The 17,621-nt window shown below is 72.6% G+C and carries 18 protein-coding genes and 1 pseudogene; 7 read left to right on the forward strand and 12 right to left on the reverse strand.

Going from position 1 to position 17,621, the window contains the following annotated elements; translation table 11 throughout:
* Positions 1-148: 148 nt before the first annotated feature.
* Positions 149-781, reverse strand: a complete 633-nt coding sequence (pdxH, locus tag ACFP3U_RS11620; protein ID WP_380225384.1) for a pyridoxamine 5'-phosphate oxidase — start codon at positions 779-781, stop codon at positions 149-151.
* A 416-nt stretch (positions 782-1,197) separates the two neighbouring features.
* Between pdxH and ACFP3U_RS11625 the strand changes: the two genes are divergently transcribed.
* A complete protein-coding gene (locus tag ACFP3U_RS11625; RefSeq protein WP_380225298.1) occupies positions 1,198-2,298 on the forward strand; it encodes a citrate synthase 2 in 1,101 nt (366 codons plus the stop codon).
* A 177-nt stretch (positions 2,299-2,475) separates the two neighbouring features.
* Positions 2,476-3,594 carry a phosphoserine transaminase gene (serC, locus tag ACFP3U_RS11630; RefSeq protein ID WP_380225299.1) on the forward strand — a complete coding sequence of 373 codons (1,119 nt, stop codon included), beginning with the start codon at positions 2,476-2,478 and terminating at the stop codon, positions 3,592-3,594.
* Between the two features lie 288 nt (positions 3,595-3,882).
* On the opposite strand, the gene ACFP3U_RS11635 is transcribed toward serC, so the two are convergent.
* Positions 3,883-4,650, reverse strand: a complete 768-nt coding sequence (locus ACFP3U_RS11635) for an SDR family oxidoreductase (protein ID WP_380225300.1) — start codon at positions 4,648-4,650, stop codon at positions 3,883-3,885.
* An 84-nt stretch (positions 4,651-4,734) separates the two neighbouring features.
* On the opposite strand from ACFP3U_RS11635, the gene ACFP3U_RS11640 reads away from it, so the two are divergent.
* Entirely contained in the window at positions 4,735-5,343 is a 609-nt protein-coding gene (locus ACFP3U_RS11640) for a TetR/AcrR family transcriptional regulator (protein WP_380225301.1), read from the forward strand.
* Between the two features lie 92 nt (positions 5,344-5,435).
* On the opposite strand, the gene thpR is transcribed toward ACFP3U_RS11640, so the two are convergent.
* Entirely contained in the window at positions 5,436-6,026 is a 591-nt protein-coding gene (gene thpR, locus ACFP3U_RS11645) for an RNA 2',3'-cyclic phosphodiesterase (RefSeq protein ID WP_380225302.1), read from the reverse strand.
* Positions 6,027-6,071: 45 nt separating this feature from the next.
* On the opposite strand from thpR, the gene ACFP3U_RS11650 reads away from it, so the two are divergent.
* Positions 6,072-6,590, forward strand: a complete 519-nt coding sequence (locus tag ACFP3U_RS11650; protein WP_380225303.1) for a GNAT family N-acetyltransferase — start codon at positions 6,072-6,074, stop codon at positions 6,588-6,590.
* A 64-nt stretch (positions 6,591-6,654) separates the two neighbouring features.
* Here the strand turns inward: ACFP3U_RS11650 and ACFP3U_RS11655 are convergent, their stop codons facing one another.
* The 8 genes from ACFP3U_RS11655 to ACFP3U_RS11690 form a co-directional block, all read right to left on the reverse strand.
* Positions 6,655-8,202: an MFS transporter gene (locus tag ACFP3U_RS11655; RefSeq protein ID WP_380225304.1), complete on the reverse strand. Its 1,548-nt coding sequence runs from the start codon at positions 8,200-8,202 to the stop codon at positions 6,655-6,657.
* A gap of 120 nt (positions 8,203-8,322) precedes the next feature.
* The gene (locus ACFP3U_RS11660; protein ID WP_380225305.1) at positions 8,323-8,757 is read right to left on the reverse strand and encodes a MarR family winged helix-turn-helix transcriptional regulator; all 435 of its coding nucleotides are present in this window, start codon (positions 8,755-8,757) and stop codon (positions 8,323-8,325) included.
* Positions 8,758-8,867: 110 nt separating this feature from the next.
* A complete protein-coding gene (locus ACFP3U_RS11665) occupies positions 8,868-10,637 on the reverse strand; it encodes a WD40 repeat domain-containing protein (RefSeq protein ID WP_380225306.1) in 1,770 nt (589 codons plus the stop codon).
* A gap of 41 nt (positions 10,638-10,678) precedes the next feature.
* Positions 10,679-11,527, reverse strand: a complete 849-nt coding sequence (locus ACFP3U_RS11670; protein WP_380225307.1) for a nucleic acid/nucleotide deaminase domain-containing protein — start codon at positions 11,525-11,527, stop codon at positions 10,679-10,681.
* Positions 11,528-11,543: 16 nt separating this feature from the next.
* Positions 11,544-12,107, reverse strand: coding sequence for an SUKH-4 family immunity protein (locus ACFP3U_RS11675; protein WP_380225308.1), 564 nt, complete (start codon positions 12,105-12,107; stop codon positions 11,544-11,546).
* A 14-nt stretch (positions 12,108-12,121) separates the two neighbouring features.
* Positions 12,122-12,673: an SUKH-4 family immunity protein gene (locus ACFP3U_RS11680; protein ID WP_380225309.1), complete on the reverse strand. Its 552-nt coding sequence runs from the start codon at positions 12,671-12,673 to the stop codon at positions 12,122-12,124.
* Between the two features lie 25 nt (positions 12,674-12,698).
* Positions 12,699-13,670 carry a nucleic acid/nucleotide deaminase domain-containing protein gene (locus tag ACFP3U_RS11685; protein WP_380225310.1) on the reverse strand — a complete coding sequence of 324 codons (972 nt, stop codon included), beginning with the start codon at positions 13,668-13,670 and terminating at the stop codon, positions 12,699-12,701.
* Entirely contained in the window at positions 13,667-14,383 is a 717-nt protein-coding gene (locus ACFP3U_RS11690) for a WXG100-like domain-containing protein (protein WP_380225311.1), read from the reverse strand. The genes ACFP3U_RS11685 and ACFP3U_RS11690 overlap by 4 nt, the downstream gene beginning before the upstream one ends.
* A 285-nt stretch (positions 14,384-14,668) precedes the next feature.
* Here ACFP3U_RS11690 and ACFP3U_RS11695 point away from each other — a divergent pair, with 285 nt between their 5' ends.
* Positions 14,669-15,076, forward strand: a complete 408-nt coding sequence (locus ACFP3U_RS11695) for a VOC family protein (RefSeq protein ID WP_380225312.1) — start codon at positions 14,669-14,671, stop codon at positions 15,074-15,076.
* A 43-nt stretch (positions 15,077-15,119) separates the two neighbouring features.
* On the opposite strand, the gene ACFP3U_RS11700 is transcribed toward ACFP3U_RS11695, so the two are convergent.
* Positions 15,120-16,043, reverse strand: coding sequence for a DUF4231 domain-containing protein (locus ACFP3U_RS11700; protein WP_380225313.1), 924 nt, complete (start codon positions 16,041-16,043; stop codon positions 15,120-15,122).
* A gap of 124 nt (positions 16,044-16,167) precedes the next feature.
* Between ACFP3U_RS11700 and ACFP3U_RS11705 the strand changes: the two genes are divergently transcribed.
* Both ACFP3U_RS11705 and ACFP3U_RS11710 read left to right on the forward strand, forming a co-directional pair.
* Complete coding sequence (locus ACFP3U_RS11705) at positions 16,168-16,611, forward strand: VOC family protein (protein ID WP_380225385.1); 444 nt, start codon at positions 16,168-16,170, stop codon at positions 16,609-16,611.
* Between the two features lie 334 nt (positions 16,612-16,945).
* Positions 16,946-17,621: pseudogene (locus ACFP3U_RS11710) on the forward strand (hypothetical protein); the annotation flags it as partial.

The following is a 17,621-nucleotide window of genomic DNA, read 5'->3' on the forward strand; positions in this document are numbered from 1 at the left end:
ACCGAGACGGTGAACGTCCCCACCTTACTGGCGGGCTGACGAGAGGTCAGCCGGTGGACGGAGGAAGGTGTAGCGGTGTCGTCACAGGTCCGGCCCGGCGGGGCGACAGCCCTGGTCGGGGGCGCACGGGGTCACCGCCGGACCGGCCTCACGGGCAGAGCCGCTCCACCCGCCAGCCCGCCGGGGCGGCCGGGTCCACGTGGTACACCAGCCGGTCGTGCAGCCGGTTCTCCCGCCCCTGCCAGAACTCCACGCTCTCCGGCACCACCCGGTACCCGCCCCAGAACGGCGGCACCGGCACCCCCTCGCCCTCCGGGTAGCGCCGCTCCAGCTCCGCGTACCGCTGCTCCAGCACCTCCCGCGAGGCGACCGGGCTGGACTGCTCGCTGGCCCAGGCGCCGAGCTGGGAGCCGTGCGGGCGGGTACGGAAGTAGGCGGCCGTCTCATCCCGGCCGACCTTCTCCACCCGGCCCTGGACGATCACCTGGCGGGCCAGCGCGACCCACGGGAAGAGCAGCGCCGCGTGCGGGTTGGCGGCCAGCTCGGTGCCCTTGCGGGAGCCGTAGTTGGTGAAGAAGACGAAGCCGCGGACGTCGAACCCCTTGAGCAGCACCGTGCGCGCGCTGGGCCGCCCCTCGGCGTCGGCGGTGGAGAGCACCATCGCGTTGGGCTCCACCACCCCGGCCTCGTCCGCTTCGTGGAACCACCGCGTGAACTGGGCGATCGGCTCGGCGGCGAGGTGCTCCTCGACCACGCCCTCGTGCGCGTAGTGCTTGCGCATCACGGTGAGGTCCGGTCCGGGTCGGGCCTCGTCGGCCAGGATCCGGGTGGCGGGGGTCAGGGGCGTCGACTGGGCGCGGTCCGGGGTCTGCACGTCAACATCATCCCGTACGACAAGCAACCGGCACCGCTACCTCCTGACAAACCCCGGTGGGAGATAAGGTGACTCGCCACCGCTTGGCCGCCCGTCGTACGGTGATTTGTCCTGAACCGCGCCGTTGGTTCCGGAGATCTCCCGGGCTCGACCGGCCCTCGGGCGCGAAGTCAAGCGGGCCCGCGGCAAACATCACCATGGTGGTGTATGGCGCAATGCACCCCGTGCCTGTCACCCTGGCACCGAGTGCCAACCACCATTCGGTCACTGGTGTGCCTCCCCACCACGGAGGTCCGCCGATCGCAGAACTGAAGGAGCCGTGCATGTCCGACTTCGTACCCGGGCTCGAAGGCGTCGTCGCTTTCGAGAGCGAGATCGCCGAACCCGACCGTGAAGGCGGCGCCCTGCGGTACCGAGGCGTCGACATCGACGACCTGGTCGGCAATGTCTCCTTCGGTCACGTCTGGGGCCTGCTGGTCGACGGCAAGTTCAACCCCGGCCTCCCGGCCGCCGAACCGTTCCCGATCCCGGTGCACTCCGGCGACATCCGGGTCGACGTGCAGTCCGCCCTCGCCATGCTCGCCCCGGTCTGGGGCCTGAAGCCGCTGCTGGACATCGACGCCGCGCAGGCCCGGGACGACCTCGCGCGCGCCGCCGTCATGGCCCTGTCGTACGTCGCCCAGTCCGCCCGCGGCCAGGGCCTGCCGATGGTCCCGCAGAGCGAGATCGACAAGGCCGAGACCGTCGTCGAGCGCTTCATGATCCGCTGGCGCGGCGAGCCGGACCCCAAGCACGTCAAGGCCATCGACGCCTACTGGACCTCCGCCGCCGAGCACGGCATGAACGCCTCCACCTTCACCGCCCGGGTCATCGCCTCCACCGGCGCCGACGTCGCGGCCGCGCTCTCCGGCGCGGTCGGCGCGATGTCCGGTCCGCTGCACGGCGGCGCGCCGTCCCGCGTGCTCGGCATGATCGAGGAGATCGAGCGCACCGGCGACGCGACGGCCTGGGTCAAGAACGCGCTGGACAAGGGCGAGCGCCTGATGGGCTTCGGCCACCGCGTCTACCGCGCCGAGGACCCGCGCGCCCGTGTGCTGCGCCGCACCGCCAAGGAGCTCGGCGCGCCGCGCTTCGAGGTCGCCGAGGCGCTGGAGAAGGCCGCCCTGGAGGAGCTGCACAACCGCCGCCCCGACCGCGTGCTGGCCACCAACGTCGAGTTCTGGGCCGCCATCATGCTGGACTTCGCCGAGGTCCCGGCCCACATGTTCACCTCGATGTTCACCTGTGCCCGCACGGCCGGCTGGTCGGCGCACATCCTGGAGCAGAAGCGCACCGGCCGCCTCGTGCGCCCCGCCGCGCGCTACATCGGCCCGGGCCCGCGCAGCCCGCGCGACATCGAGGGCTTCGACGCCATCGCGCGCTGACGCACGCCCCCGGCGCACCCCGCACGCCCCCGCACACCCCCCTTTTGCAGCGCCCCGAACAGCGGGTCCGGATACCGACCGGACCCGCTGTTTCCGCAGCTCGCGGGCGGGTCGGGGGCATCTCAGCGGGCGGACGGCCGTCGATCAGGGAGCCTCCCGGCCGGTAGGCTGCGGCCCGTGGCTCAGATCCAGATCCCCGCTGACATCAAGCCCGCCGACGGCCGTTTCGGCTGCGGCCCGTCCAAGGTGCGCCCCGAGGCCCTGAGTGCCCTCGCCGCCACCGAGACCTCCCTGCTCGGCACCTCGCACCGCCAGGCCCCGGTGAAGAGCCTGGTCAAGCGCGTGCGCGAGGGCGTGAGCAGCCTGTTCTCCCTCCCCGAGGGATACCAGGTGGTTCTCGGCAACGGCGGGTCCACCGCCTTCTGGGACATCGCGACCTTCGGACTGGTACGCGAGAAGTCCCAGCACCTCGACTTCGGCGAGTTCTCCTCCAAGTTCGCCTCCTCGGTGAAGGCCGCGCCCTGGCTGGCCGAGCCGAGCGTGATCAAGACCGCGCCCGGCACCCACCCGCTGCCGGTCGCCGAGGCCGGGGTGGACGTCTACGGCCTCACCCACAACGAGACCTCCACGGGCGTCGCGATGCCGATCGCCCGCCCGGCCGGCGCCGACCAGGGCTCGCTGGTGCTGGTCGACGCCACCTCGGGCGCCGGCGGCCTGCCGGTGGACATCACCGAGACGGACGTCTACTACTTCGCCCCGCAGAAGTCCTTCGCCTCCGAGGGCGGCCTGTGGCTGGCGTCCTTCTCCCCGGCCGCCCTGGAGCGCGCCGCCGAGATCGCCGGCTCCGGCCGGTACATCCCGCCGTTCTTCGACCTGCCGACGGCCATCGACAACTCGTCGAAGGACCAGACGTACAACACCCCGTCGATCGCCACCCTGTTCCTCCTGGCCGACCAGCTGGAATGGCTGAACGGCAACGGCGGGCTCGACTGGGCCGTCACCCGTACGGCTGATTCCTCGTCCCGGCTGTACGGCTGGGCCGAGAAGTCCTCGTACGCCAACCCGTTCGTGGCGAACCCGGCCGAGCGTTCGCAGGTCGTCGGCACGATCGACTTCGACGAGTCGGTGGACGCCGCCGCCGTCGCCAAGGCGCTGCGCGCCAACGGCATCGTCGACACCGAGCCGTACCGCAAGCTCGGCCGCAACCAGCTGCGCGTCGCGATGTTCCCGGCGATCGAGCCGGCCGACGTCGAGGCGCTCACGGTCTGCATCGACTACGTGGTCGAGCGGCTCTGACCGACCAGATGGCCGCGCGGCTCTGACCGACCAGATGGTCCAGCAGCCCCGACCGGCTACCTGGTCCAGCAGCCCCGACCGGCCCGCGCGGACGCACGGGAAGGGCCACCGCCTCCTGGCGGTGGCCCTTCCGTCCGTTTCGGCCTCCCCGGCCCCGGCGCCGCGGCTACCGGTTGACCAGCGAGCTGACCAGCACGATGACCAGCAGCAGGACGAGCGCGCCGGTCACGATTCGCATTCGCGTCTTGGGATCCACGGTCAACGAGCGTACCCCCGCACCGTTCGCACTCAGACGCCGAGGTTGGACCCGCCGGTGGCGTCCAGGTTGTGGCCGGTGACCCAGCGGGCGTCGTCCGAGGCCAGGAAGGCGACCACGCCCGCGATGTCGCCGGGCTCGCCCACCCGGTTGAAGGCCGAGTACGCGGCGGCCCACGCGTGCGCCTGCGGGTCCTCCAGCCAGGGGTTGATCTCGGTGTCGACGACGCCCGGCAGCACCGCGTTGACGGTGATCCCGCGCGGGCCGAGCTCCTGGGCGAGGTTGAGCGTCAGGGTGTTCAGCGCCCCCTTGGTCATCGCGTAGGCGATCGCCGTCGGGAACGCCACCCGGGTGACGCCCGAGGAGACGTTGACGATCCGCCCACCGTCGCGCAGCCGGCCCAGGCCGTACTGGACGAGGAAGAACGGCGCCCGCGCGTTGACCGCGAAGACCCGGTCGAAGTCGGCCTCGGCCACCTCACCGACCCTCCCGTACAGACCGGTCCCGGCGTTGTTCACCAGGATGTCCAGGCCGCTGCCGCCGTCGTACCCGGCCAGCCCGGCGTCGAAGGCCGCCCAGAGCGCCTCGGCATCGCCCGGGACGCCCAGCTCCGTACCGAGCGCGAAGGCCCGGCCACCGTCCCGTTCGATCGTCTTGACGACCTCCTCGGCGGCCGCCGCGTCCCGCCCGTAGTGCACGGCGACCAGCGCGCCCTCCCGCCCCAGCCGCTCGGCGATGCCCCGCCCGATGCCCCGGCTGCCACCCGTGACCAGCGCCGTCTTCCCCGCGAGCCTGCCCATGGCGATGCCCTCCCACTTCTTTAGCGATCGCTAACGAAAAGAACCGTAGCACGGCTTCTGTAGCGGCCGATATAGAATCTCGGCATGCCGACGACGACCAGTGCCACCACCGCGAAGCGCGGCCGCCCGCGCTCCTTCGACCGCGAGGCCGCCCTGGAGCAGGCCCTGCGGCTCTTCTGGGAACGCGGCTACGAGGCGACCTCGGTCGCCGACCTCACCACCGCGATGGGCATCCGCCCGCCGAGCCTCTACGCGGCCTTCGGCGACAAGCGCGCCCTCTTCGACGAGGTGGTCGCCCGCTACCAGGAGGGCCACGGCGCCTACGCGACCCGCGCGCTCGCCGAGGAGCCCACCGCCCGGGCCGGCGTGGCCCGGATGCTGCGCGAGGCCGCCGCCGAGGCCACCGACCCCGACCGCCCCTGGGGCTGCCTGCTGATCAGCTCCACGGTCAACTGCACCTCGTCCGAGGTGACCGCGGCCGTCCGGGAGTTGCGCAACTCCAACGTCCGCGCCCTGGAGTCACTGATCCGCGCCGACGTCGCGGCCGGCCACGAGCCCGCCGACACCGACCCGGCGGCTCTGGCGCAGTTCATCGCCACCGTGGTCCAGGGCATGTCGCAGCGCGCCCGCGACGGCGCGACCCGCGCCGAACTGGAACGGGTCGCGGCGGACGCGATGCGGGTCTGGCCCTGACCAGGACGGGCCCTGATCAGGTCTGGCCCTGACCAGGACGGGCCCTGATCAGGTCTGGCCCTGACCAGGACTCCCGGCTCAGGCCCCCCGGCTCAGGCCTCCCAGCGGGCCAGCGGCCAGGAGCGCAGCGAGGTGTAGTGCGCTGAGCCGCCGTCCTGCTCGCTGCGCATCAGGTGCAGCTCGGCGGCCTCCCACTCCGGCCCGCGGTAGCCGTCCAGGGCCTGCGCCAGACCGTCCAGCTCCGCCGCGGCCACCCGCTGCTCCGCCCGCCGCCGCCCCCGCGAGGACCCCGCCCTGGCCAGGGTCAGATGCGGGTGGAAGCTGAACGCGTCCGTCTCACCGGCCACCGCCGCGGTGGCCTCGTTCACCGCCTCGGCGAGCCGGCGCAGCGCCCAGACCCGGCCCTCCACCCCGGCCCACAGCACCCGGTCGCCGAACCGTCCGGCGCCGGCCAGCCGCAGCACGTGCACCGGGTTCACCTCGGCCACCGCCGCCAGGCCGGCCGCCAGCTCCGGCACCCGCTCCTCCGGCACCTCGCCGAGGAAGGCCAGGGTCAGGTGCCAGCCCTCGACCGCCGTCCAGCGCAGCCGGTCCGCCCCGGGCAGCCCGCGCACCGGGGCCACCGCGTCGACCAAGCCCTGCAACGCCTCCACCGGAGGCAGTACCGCCACGAAGAGCCTCATGGGGACATCTTCCCGCGCGCGACGGTTTGGGTTAGAACGGTTTTCATGAAGATCCGCAACGGGGGTCCCGAGTCCATCCCCGACATCCTGTCCCTGCTCGACGGCGCCGTGGTCTGGCTGACCGCCCAGGGGCGCACCGGGCAGTGGGGCGACCACTCCTTCAGCGGCACCCCGACCCGGGTCGAGCACATCGCCAAGTACGGCCGCGAGCCGTTCCTGATCCGGCTCGCGGTCGACGAGGAGGGCCGGACGGTCGGCTCCTGCGTCCTGTCCGAGCAGCGCCCCGACAACGCCACCCCGGTGGACGAGCCCGAGCTGTACATCCGCAACCTGGTGACCGACCGGTCCCGCAAGGGGTCGGGGATCGGCGCCGCGCTGATCGCCGACGCCCTCGACGAGGCGCGCCGGCGGGGCATCGGCCTGCTGCGGGTGGACTGCTTCGCCGGCGGCGACCGCAAGCTGGTCGGCCAGTACCGGGCGCTCGGCTTCACCGAGACCGAGTCCTTCGAGGTGGAGCAGCCGGCCGGCCCCTGGTACGGCCAGATCCTGGCGATCAGGCTCTGAACGCCGTCGGCCCCGGAGCACCCACCGTCGGGCACTCCGGGGCCGGCCCGGACAGGATGCGGCGTCAGCAGGCCGTGGCCAGCTCCGGCTTGACGCCGGTGGGCGTCCGCGGCACCAGGGCGACCACCCGGCCGCCGCGCCCCGGGTGCAGGTCCAGCCGCAGCCGCAGCTCCGCGCTGCGGGCCAGCACCAGGCCGACCGCGGTGGCCGCCAGCGCCGAGACCAGGCCGCAGGCCAGCAGCCCGAGCCGGGGCCCGTACGAGGCGGTGACCCACCCCACGATCGGCGCCCCGATCGGTGTGCCGCCGGTGAAGACCAGCACCAGCAGGCCCATCACCCGGCCGCGCATCGCGGGCTCGGTGGCCAGCTGGAGCGCCGCGTTGACCGAGGTGTTGAAGGTCAGCCCGAACACCCCGATCAGGGTGAGCAGCAGCGCGAAGGTCCAGTAGCCGGGCGCGAACGCCGCCAGCACCTCCAGCGCGCCGAACCCGAGCGCGGCGCCGACGAGCCCGCGCAGTCGCGGCGCGCCGCGGCGGGCCGCGAGCAGGGCACCGGCCAGCGAGCCGACCGCCATCGCGGTGTTCAGCAGACCGTACTGCCCGGCGCCGACGTGGAAGGTGTCCGAGGCGAAACCGGCCAGCAGGGTCGGGAAGTTGAAGCCGAAGGTGCCGATGAAACCGGCCAGCACCATCGGCCAGAACAGCTCGGGCCGCTCCTTGACGTACCGCAGCCCCTCCCGCAGCTGACCCTTCTCGCGGGCGACCGGCGCGGTCGGGCGCAGTTCGCTCTCCCGCATGGCGAGCAGCCCGCCGATCACGGCGGCGAACGACAGCGCGTTCACCGCGAACGCCCAGCCGCTGCCGACCGCGGCGATCAGCAGGCCCGCGACGGCGGGGCCGACCAGCCGGGCGGTCTGGAAGTTGGCGGCGTTCAGGCTGACCGCGTTGGCGAGGTCCTTCGGGCCGACCATCTCGGAGACGAAGGCCTGCCGGGCCGGGTTGTCGACCACGGTGACCAGGCCGAGCAGCAGGGCGAAGGCGTAGACGTAGTACGGGGTGACGACGCCGCCGATGGTCAGTACGGCGAGGCCGGCGGCCAGCAGGCCCATCGCGCCCTGGGTGCAGACCAGCAGCCGGCGCTTGGGCATCCGGTCGGCGAGCACTCCGCCGAACAGGCCGAGCAGCAGCATCGGCAGGAACTGCATCGCGGTGGTGATGCCGACCGCCAGGGGGCTGCCGGTGAGGCTCAGGACCAGCCAGTCCTGGGCGATGCGCTGCATCCACGTCCCGGTGTTGGAGACCACCTGGCCGGCGAAGTAGTAGCGGTAGTTGCGAACGCGCAGTGAGGAGAACATCCCCCCGGGCCGGGTGAAAGCGGCGCCGGTCGGCGAGTCCGCCGTCCTCGGGGATGTGGCCGCGCGGCTGCGGCCGGGAGCGGCGGGGTCGTCCGCCGCGGTGCGTTCGTCGGGGTCGTCGTCGCCGTTGCCCGGCAGCCCCGTCGGGGCGGGTGCCTGGGCGTCGGCGGCCGCGGCGCTGGCCGCGGTGGAGTCGGTGGTTCGCTCGTCGGTCCGGGTACGGGTGGCGGCTGGGGTGGCGGCGGCCGGCGGTGTCACAGTGGTCTCCCCTCGCGGCGTGACGGCCGTTGCCACGGCCGTCACGCTCCTGGTGTCTGTTGTCGGTCCTGCGGTGATGCGGTTCTCCTTCGTCCTCCGGCGGCGACCGGAACGGATGGCCTACAGGTGTGCGAGCTTGTAGAGCACGGGCGCGGCCTCGCGGAGCGTGGCCCATTCCTCCTCGTCGAGCCCCTGGGCGAGCTCGGCGAGCCAGGCGTTCCGGCGCCGGCGGGATTCCGCCAGGATCTCCTCGGCCTGTTCGGTACTGCTGACGACCACCTGCCGGCGGTCCTCCGGGTGCGGCTCGCGCCGCACCAGGCCCTTCTCCTCCAGCATCGCGACGATCCTGGTCATCGAGGGCGGCTGTACGTGCTCCTTCCGGGCGAGCTCACCCGGCGTGGCCTTCCCGCACCGCGCGAGGGTGCCCAGCACCCCGATCTCGGTAGGACTCAGCGACTCCTCGACCCGCTGGTGGCGCAGTCGACGGGAGAGGCGCATGGCGGACGACCGCAGCTGACTGATGGCTGCGAGGTCCTGCTCGGACATCTCGGGCATGTTCTTTAGCCTACGTCATTACTCTCGCTAAAGAAAATTGGATGACGCCCGTCCGCATCGCCGCGCGCAGCGGGCGTCGGGCGTCGGGGCCGGGCGTCGGGGCCCGGGTGTCAGCGCCGGGTGTCCACCGCGGCGAGACCGTCCGGCATGCCCAGCACCAGCAGCGTGCCGGCCAGCGCCAGCGACCACACCTCCGAGCCGGTCCGCACGTCCAGCACCCCGCCGGTCCCCAGGTCCCGCACCCGGACCAGCCCGTCCGACCAGGCCGCCGCCACCACCGGCCCGGCCGCCGTCGCCCCGGCGGCCACCGCCGTCACCGGGCAGCCCCGCCGGTCGGACGGCTCGGGCATCGGCGCCGAACGCGGCCCCCAGAGCCGCACCGCGCCGTCGAAGCCACCGCTCACCAGCAGCGGGATCTCCGGGTCGGACAGCGGCCCGCCGCCCAGCGCGGTACCGGCCAGCGCGGTCACCGGCCCGTGGTGCAGCCGCTCGCTCACCACCTTGCCGTCCTCGAACCAGTGCACGGCACCGGCCGCGTCACCGAGCGCGGGCGCGGAGTCCGCCAGCCCGCCGATCGCCGCCACCGCGCTCAGGTCGCCGGCCGCCGACGCCATCGCGTCCAGCGCCGCCATCAGCCCGTACGGCTCCAGCCCCGGCCGGGGCTCGGCCGGCACCACCAGCTCGGGCCGGCCCCAGGCGTCGAGCAGGACGACGGAACCGCCCGCCGTCACCGCCAGCCCCCGCGGCGGGCGCGGGGTGGGCACCACCACGGCGCCGAGGCGACGACCGGTGGCCGCGTCGAAGGTCCGCACCGAGCCGGTCGGGTCGGCCACCAGCACCTGCGACAGGTACGGCCCCGCCCCCGCGGTCAGCGCCACCGCCGGGCCCGGCCAGTCCCGGTCGACCCGCTCCCAGCGCGCCCAGCGCCCGGCCCAGGGCGCGGGCAGCTGCGCCAGGACGGCCGCGGCGGTGGTGTCCCCGCCCAGCAGCCGGACGCGCAGCACGGCGGCCCGCACCGCCGGGTCGGGTTCCTCGATCACCGCCGGACCGGCGGCCCGCCAGGCCCTGGCCAGCGCGTCGTCGCGCCGCTCCACGGCCGCTGTCACCGGGACCGGCCGGGCGAGCGCGTAGAGCAGCGGATCGGCGGCCAGCGGACCGGGGTCGGCCGCGGCGGCGGTGACGGCGGTCCAGAGCGCCGACAGCGCCTCCTCGCCGAGCGCCCGCAGGTCCGTCCCGGGCGGCGGCACCGGGGCGGGCGGGCCATGCGTCTCCCCCGGCTCCCCCAGGGCCGGCCCGGGCAGCGGGTAGGCGGCCGGGTCACCGCCCTGCTCCGTCGCCCAGGCGGCGAACCGCGCGCCGTCCGTCCACTGCGGCTCACCGAGGTCCAGCACGGCCGGGGCGGGCACGGCGGTGAACGCCCCGGCCGCCGGGCCGTCCGTCGCCGCCTCGATCACCAGCCGCACCCCGGGCAGCCGGAGCAGCGGGTCGAGCAGTTCGGTCACCAGGGCGGCCGGGTCCTCGGCCAGGTCCAGCTCGGGGACGCAGAGCACGGTCGGCCGGCCGTCCGCCGCGAGCGCCTCGATCAGCGGGCCCGGCGCGTGCGCGACCAGGTCGAGCTGGTGCCCCAGCGACCAGACGGCCGTCCGGACGGTGGCACCGGCGGCGGGCAGCACGGCGTGGACCCGCCGCCCGCGCGGGGTGTCCTCGGTGGTGCAGCCGCGCACCAGCCAGGCCAGCAGGTGCGACTTGCCGGATCCGGGCGGCCCCGCCACCCGGCACAGCCGCGGCGCCCGCGCGTCGTCCAGCCAGCCCAGCAGCGCCAGCCCGGCCGGCTTGCGGCCGGCCCCCAGCTGCGGCATCCGCCGCCCGTTCCCCGCCATGTCCCGCTTCCCTCTCCCCGTGCCCGGCTCAACCGCGCCGCTCAGCCGCGCCGCTCGGCCACGCTGATCATCAGTGCCTTGATCCCGCTCTCGCGGGACTCGGCCGTGTCGCCGTAGTCGAAGCTGTGGGTGAACTCCGCCTGCGGGAACTCCCGGGCCAGCCAGCGCGCGCAGTAGTGGCCGGGCATCATGCACGGCTCCAGCTCGCAGTACACCCGGACGACCTGCTCGGGCTCCACGCCCTCGGCCCGCAGCCGGTGCCAGAGCGCCTCCTCGGGGTGCAGCAGGCCGGGGCCGCCCACCTCCGTCTCGATCCGCTTCGCGCCCCGCCCGTCGACCACCTCGAAGGCCGCCGAGGAGTCGATGTTCAGCGGCCGCCGCAGGTCGTCCAGCACCCGCGGCCACCAGCCCTCACGGTCGTCGAAGGCGGTCGGGTCCGCGGCCAGCAGCCCCTGCCGCAGCTCCCGGTAGGCGCCGAACGCCTCCTCCGGCCGCTCCGACGCGGCGACCGTCGGCAGCAGCCGGTCGAGCAGCAGCAGCCCCGCCGCGAAGGCCTCCACACTGCCGCTCACCGGCAGGTCCAGCGACTCGGCCCCGAGCAGCACCGCCCGGACGGACCGGTCCGGCGCGAAGTACAGCTCGGCCCCGCCGTCCGTCCCGATCCGCAACTGCGTCGCCGCCGCCCCGGCATCCGCCCCGGCGGCCGCCGCGTACTCCCCCACCGACAGCGGATCGGTCTCCTCGGCAGCCCGGAAGTACGGCCCGACCTGCACCGGCAACCCCGGATGCCGCAACGCCCCGGCCGGCGCGATCCCCAGCGCCCGCAACCCACGCGGCCCGAAGTGCGCCAGCAGCGCCGCCGCCAGCTCGTCGTCCCTGTCCGCGTTCACGTTCGAACCGGCCCTCTCATGTCATGTGGTACGAGTCCATGAAAGCCTCCCAGAACTGCGTGCCGTCCCCGAACGGCACCTCGTCCCAGCGCTCCATGCCCTCGCGGACGCACTCCTCGGCGTTCGCCCAGTCGTAGGGCGTCGGCCGCTCCTCGGGCGTCGGCTTCTCCACCTCGATCTTGTACACCAGGTAGGACAGCGAGGAGATGTCCCGGTGGATCAGCTCGTACTCCTCGTCGGCGTCCGGGTCGCAGACCCAGATCGTCCCGTCGTCGAGGTTGAGGTAGACGAACCCCCCGTACAGCTCGCCCAGCTGCCTCAGCCGACCGTGCTCGGTTTCCACCAGCCACTCGGTCAACGGCTTGGCGAACGCCCAGTCCGGGTTCTCCGGCCGCCGGTCGGCGAGCTCCTCCAGGATCCGGAACAGCCCATTGGAGAACGGCACCCCGATCTCGGTCACGAACCGCACGGCCTCCGCGTCCCCGGCCCAGAGCCCGGCCGCCACCTCGGGCCGGAACCGCAGCATGGACCCTGGTGGCAGGCCCCGCTCGGCCGCCCGCCAGTCGATCGGCGCCAGCACCTACCGGCCTCCGCTCACAGGGTGGCCCAGGTGTCGAGGAACATCGCCCAGAACTCGCTCTTGAACGGCAGCGAGTCCCAGCGCTCCATGCCCTCGCGGACGATGTCCTCCACGGCAGCCCAGTCGTTGGGGTCCGGGCGCTCGTCGGGGCCCGGGCGCTCGACCTCGAACTTGTAGACGAGGTAGCTCAGGGAGGAGACGTCCCCGTGGATCAGCTCGTACTCGATCTCGGCGTCCGGGTCGGAGACCCAGATCGTGCCGTCGCCGAGGTTCACGTACACGGTCGCCTGGAAGAGGCTGCCCAGCGGCTGCAGCCGACCGTGCGGCGTGTCGACCGGCGCGGAGTCCCACGTCTCGAAGGCGTGCGCCGGGGTGGCCGGGTCCCGGTCCGCGAACTCCTCCAGGATCCGGAAGAGCCCGTTGGAGAAGGGGATCCCGATCTCGGTCACGAAGCGCGCGCCGTCGCCGTCCGGCCAGATCCGCGCCGCCACGTCGGGGCGGAACCGCAGCAGGTCGCCGGGCGTGGCCCGTTCCACGACCACCGGCCACTCAATCCCTACCAGCACCTCGTCCATCCTTCGTTCTCGGCCGTCACAGACCCTTGGCCTTCTTCTTCGCGGCGGAGGCCGCCTTGTCCTGCTGCCCCTGCGCGTCGAAGTCCTTGGTGCCCATCGTGCCACCGTGCTGACCTGCGGCGTGGTCCTGTTCGATCTGATTCAGATAGGCCTTGTGTCCCCAGTCGCGATCCTTGGTGGGCACCTTGTTGTCGTAGTCGACACCGTGGGTGACCTTCAGATCGGGGTTCTGGGACTCGAAGTGCCTGGCCAGCCAGCGTTCGCAGTTCGGACCGGCCTGGCAGGGCGCCCGTTCGGTGTAGAGGTCGGTGACATTGCCCTCCCTACCGCCGAGCAGCGGCTTTCCGATCGAGCGTTCCGAGTGGCTGCGGTTGTAGTCGCTCCGCCCGACCAGGATGAACTCGCCCTTCTCGTCCCGGTACCGGAGCGAGGCGTAGTTCTTGCCGCCGTAGTCCCCCTGGGCGCGCCGGGCCTCCTCCACCGCGCGGGAGAGCTCGGTCGGATCGTCGATCTTCTGACTGACGACCTTCTCGTCCTGCTTCTGGTTGCCGTGCTCGTCCTTGTCGGACTTCTTGTACTTCTTCGCGTTGTGCTTGTCGATCTCCTCCTTGGACGGGTCCTTGACCTTGGCCCCGTCCAGCATGGTCTTGAGCGACTCGTCCGGGTCCTTCACATCGACGAGCTTGCCGTCCTTGATCTCCTGGACCCGGCCGTCGTCGTGGATGAAGTACTTCCGCGGCGGCGTCTTCGGCCCGTCGCCGCCGCCGCCCTTGCCCGCCTGCGGGGGCGGGGCGGCCTTGTCCTTGCCCTTGTTGTTGAAGTCGTCGGAGGTGTGGTTGTCGTTTTCCTTGTGGTGCTTGGCGGTCTTCTTGAGGTTGTCGCCCGCCTGCTTGTACATCTTCTTGGCGGCCGTGCCCATGTCGTCGGAGAGGCTCTTGCCGAGCTTCTTCGCGACGTTCTGGAGCGCCTTGACGGTGGGGTCGCTCACTCGAAGCTCACCGCCGACACCCGGGTGCCGAAGACCTGCGCGTGCTGGGCGACCTTCTCGGCCTGCTCGTGGAGGGCTCGGGCGTGCGCCTCCACCGCGGCCGGATTGATCTTGAACGCGGCGCCGACCGAGCCGCCGGTGAGCGCGGCCTCGGCGGCCTCGAAGACCAGCCCGGACACCGCCTCCGCGACGACCTCGACCAGCGGGTTGAGCGCGGCCTCCACCACCTGGGCGACGATGTACTCCTCCAGCTGGTGCGCCAGATAGGACATCAGCTTCCGCGCGGCCTGCTGGATCGCGATCGCGCCGGCCTCCGCCAGCCCCACGGTCGCCACCGCGGCGGCCTGGGCGGCGACGAACGAGGCGGCCAGGACGATGAGTTCGCCGAGCGCCTCCAGCTTCATCGCGACGATCGCGTCGGCGGCGATGTCCATCGACTGCGCGACCACGTGGGCGGCCTGGATGACCTCGTTGAAGTGCTTGTCGGACATCAGGGCCCACTTGGCGACCAGCGCCTCGTAGGTCGCGCCCTCGTAGGCGCCGCCGAGCTGATGGATCGTCGCGGTCGAGTCGGAGTGGACCTCCTCCAGGCCCTTCGCGAACTCCTTGATGTGCTCGCCGAATTCGCGGACCTTGTCCTCGTTGACCGCTGGCCATCGGATGCCGATGAAGTTCAGCAGCGTCACGACCTCGCCAGGCAGTTCAATCGCCATCGAGAAACCCCCCGTGAACAACAATCCCTCGATTAGATTAAAAGTCTATACAACTGATCATTGACCTGCCGATGCCGAGGACGTGCCGATTCTGTAGCGATCCGGAACGATCCGGACCGGTATCCCATCAGTCGTGGACGCACCATGCCTGTCCGGCCTGCCCCCTCCCCGCCCGGGACCGCTGGCCGTGCCCTCGATGACTCCCGGTGCGATGCTGGTCGTGGGGCCCGATCCAGGCGGGCCCCCGGGCGCCGCACCACGCCTCAGCAGAAGGGCCGACCAGAAATGACCGACGTCGCCGCCGAGCAGGCCGAGCAGAACGACACCGGCTTCGCCCGCCTCGCCATGGTCACCATCGACTGCGCCGACCCGGTCGCGCTGGCCGCCTTCTACGGCGAGCTGCTCGGGTGGGAGACCCGGCACGTGGACGAGCAGTTCGCCATCCTGGACAACCCGGAGGGCGGCAGCCCGCTCGGCTTCGGACGGGTGAACGGCTACCGCCCCGAGCCGTGGGCCGAACCGGACGGCGGCAAGCACTTCCACCTGGACTTCTACGTCGACGACCTGGACGCGGCCACCGCCCGCGCCCTGGAACTGGGCGCGACCGAACCCACCTACCAGCACGGCCGCACGCTCAGGGTGCTGATCGACCCGGCCGGCCACCCGTTCGGTCTAGCGCCCCTGGACGCCTGAGCCCGCCCGCGCCCGCCCGCGCCCGCCTACACCCCCGCGCCGCTCAGCGCGGGAAGGCCCGCCGCGCCCGCCAGGTGGTGTGCTCGCGCGACACCGCGTCCTCCGCCTCGGCGGCCAGCCGGGCCCAGCGCTGCTCGGCCTCCGGCGCCCGCAGGTCCAGGTCGGACAGCTGGTTGCCGACGTTCTCCAGCTCCCGCGCCGCCAGCTGGTACGCGGCCGCCAGCGGGCGGAGCTGCTTCAGCTGGGTCCAGGCGATCACCGCCGCGGCCGCCGCCGAGGTGGCCCCGAAGACGTGCACCTGCAGCGCCCCGGTCGCCTGGGCGACGGCCGCCGCCGCACCGATGATGATCAGCGCCGCGACGCCCAGTCCCCAGGTGACCGCCTGCGACTCGCAGGACTCCGCACGCGAGCGGTACCACGTCCGCTGCCCCTCCACCCGGGTGCGCAGATAGAGCGTGCGCCGCGAGGTCAGCGACTCCGCCCGCACCCGGCGCATCTCCGGGGTGATCTCGGCGACCGCCCCCGGCGGCACGATCGCCGGGTCCTCGAACGCCCGCAGCACGTCCTCCACCTGGAGCAGGTAGCCGCGGTCGACGTCCGCCGACTCCGCGTCACCCCCGAACGGCCGGGCCCGCATCGAGTACTTCCAGGCCAGCGTCTTCACCGACTCGGCCGCCGCCCGCGCCTCGTACCACCGCGCCTGCGGATTGCTGCGGCGCAGCCGCGACCAGAAGTAGCCGGCCGCCAGCAACGCCACCACCGAGAACAGCGGCGTGATGTCGGCGGCCCCCTTGTCGTCCGGCCCGGGCAGCGAGCCGACGACCGCCGCGATCACCAGCATCGAGATCAGGCCCCGGTACCAGCGCAGCGTCTCCTGCTGCCCGGCCAGCGACGCCCGGTCGGCCGTCCGGAACAACTCCGGCAGCAGCTGCTCCTCGATCCCCGTCGGCGGATCCTGTCGCACCATCGAACCGCTCCCCTCCCCCGTCTCGCCCGGAGTATGCCCCCGGTCAACTCCCCTACACCGTGTCGTCCTTGACGCCGGCTCTTGCCGACGCGCGGCCGCAACCTCTATAACCGGTTACATGCCCATGCACTGGAAGCTCGTCATCGACGTCGCCGACCCGCACCGCCAGGCCGCCTTCTGGGGCGCCGCGCTCGACTACACCGTCGAGGACCACCACGACCTGATCGACGGTCTCCTCAAGGCCGGCGCGATCACCCCAGACCTGATCACCGAGGTCGGCGGCCGGCACGCCTGGCTCGCCCTCGCCGCCGTCCGCCACCCCGAGGACCCGCACGACCCGGCCACCGGCACCGGGCTCGGCCGCCGCATCCTCTTCCAGTGCGTCCCCGAACCCAAGCAGGGCAAGAACCGCCTCCACCTCGACCTCCACCCCGGCCCGGACGCCCGCGCCGCCACCGTCACCCGCCTGGAGTCCCTGGGCGCCAAGACCCTCCGCGAGGTCACCGAACCAGGCGGCTCCTGGACCGTCATGCAGGACCCTGAGGGCAACGAGTTCTGCGTCCACTGACCCCCGCGCGGCACGGGCCGCCACTGAACCACCCTGCTCGACTACCAACTTCATAGTGAAAGCTTCCAGCCATAAGGGAGCCGCAGGCGGCCGGTCGCGCGCCTGCGGCTCCCTTGATTTTATCCGCAAATATCGCCACAGAAGGACGAGTTGACGCGCGTTGATCGAGCCACGTGCGACGGTTGATCATTTTCAATAAAGATTGACCCTTTACGAACTCGACCTGAATGATGACTGCAGGTGACCAGCCGTCACACCGGAACCCGGGGCCCCGGAGCAACACCGGCCGCTGGTCACGCGCATCTCGTCATTCGCCGTCGAGGGGGGATCCTTCATGACCACCAAGCACATCCTGACCAGGACGCTGGCTGTCACAGCCGCCGCAGGACTGGTCGCCGGCATCGTCGCTGCCACGCCGGCCGTCGCCGCCGAGCCCACCGCACCGCCGTCCGCCACCGCCATCGTCGTAGACCCCGACAAGGGCGGCGCCGGCCAGGGCCCGGCCGGCCCGCTCATCCAGCAGGCTGGACCGCAGATCACCCGGAGCGAGGTGATCCGACGCGCCGCGTCCTGGTACGGCATAGGGCTCAAGTACACCAAGTCCGGCGAGACCTACCAGGGGTACCGCAAGGACTGTTCCGGCTACGCCGCGATGGCGTGGCGCCTCAGCACCACGAACGGCGGGCTCGACACCACCAGCTTCGTCCCGAGCGGGGTCGCCTCCTGGATCGGCAAGGGCGACCTGAAGCCCGGCGACGCCCTGCTCAACGACGCGGCCGGCTACGCCGGTCACATCGCCATCTTCGAGGGCTGGACCGACTCCTCGAGGAGCTCCTACTACGGCTACGAGTTCACCGGCAGCGGAGTACAGCACCGCGCGATCCCGTATCCGTACTTCTCCGGCTACGGCACCTTCGCGCCGGTCCGGAACAACAGCATCGTCGACGACGCCGGTTCCGGCAGCTCGGGTGGCGACCAGCCGGTCGCCGGGAACTGGGACGGCGGACCCG

Origin of the sequence: Kitasatospora misakiensis (genome assembly GCF_042656005.1) — a bacterium.
Taxonomy (GTDB): Bacteria; Actinomycetota; Actinomycetes; order Streptomycetales; family Streptomycetaceae; genus Kitasatospora; species Kitasatospora misakiensis.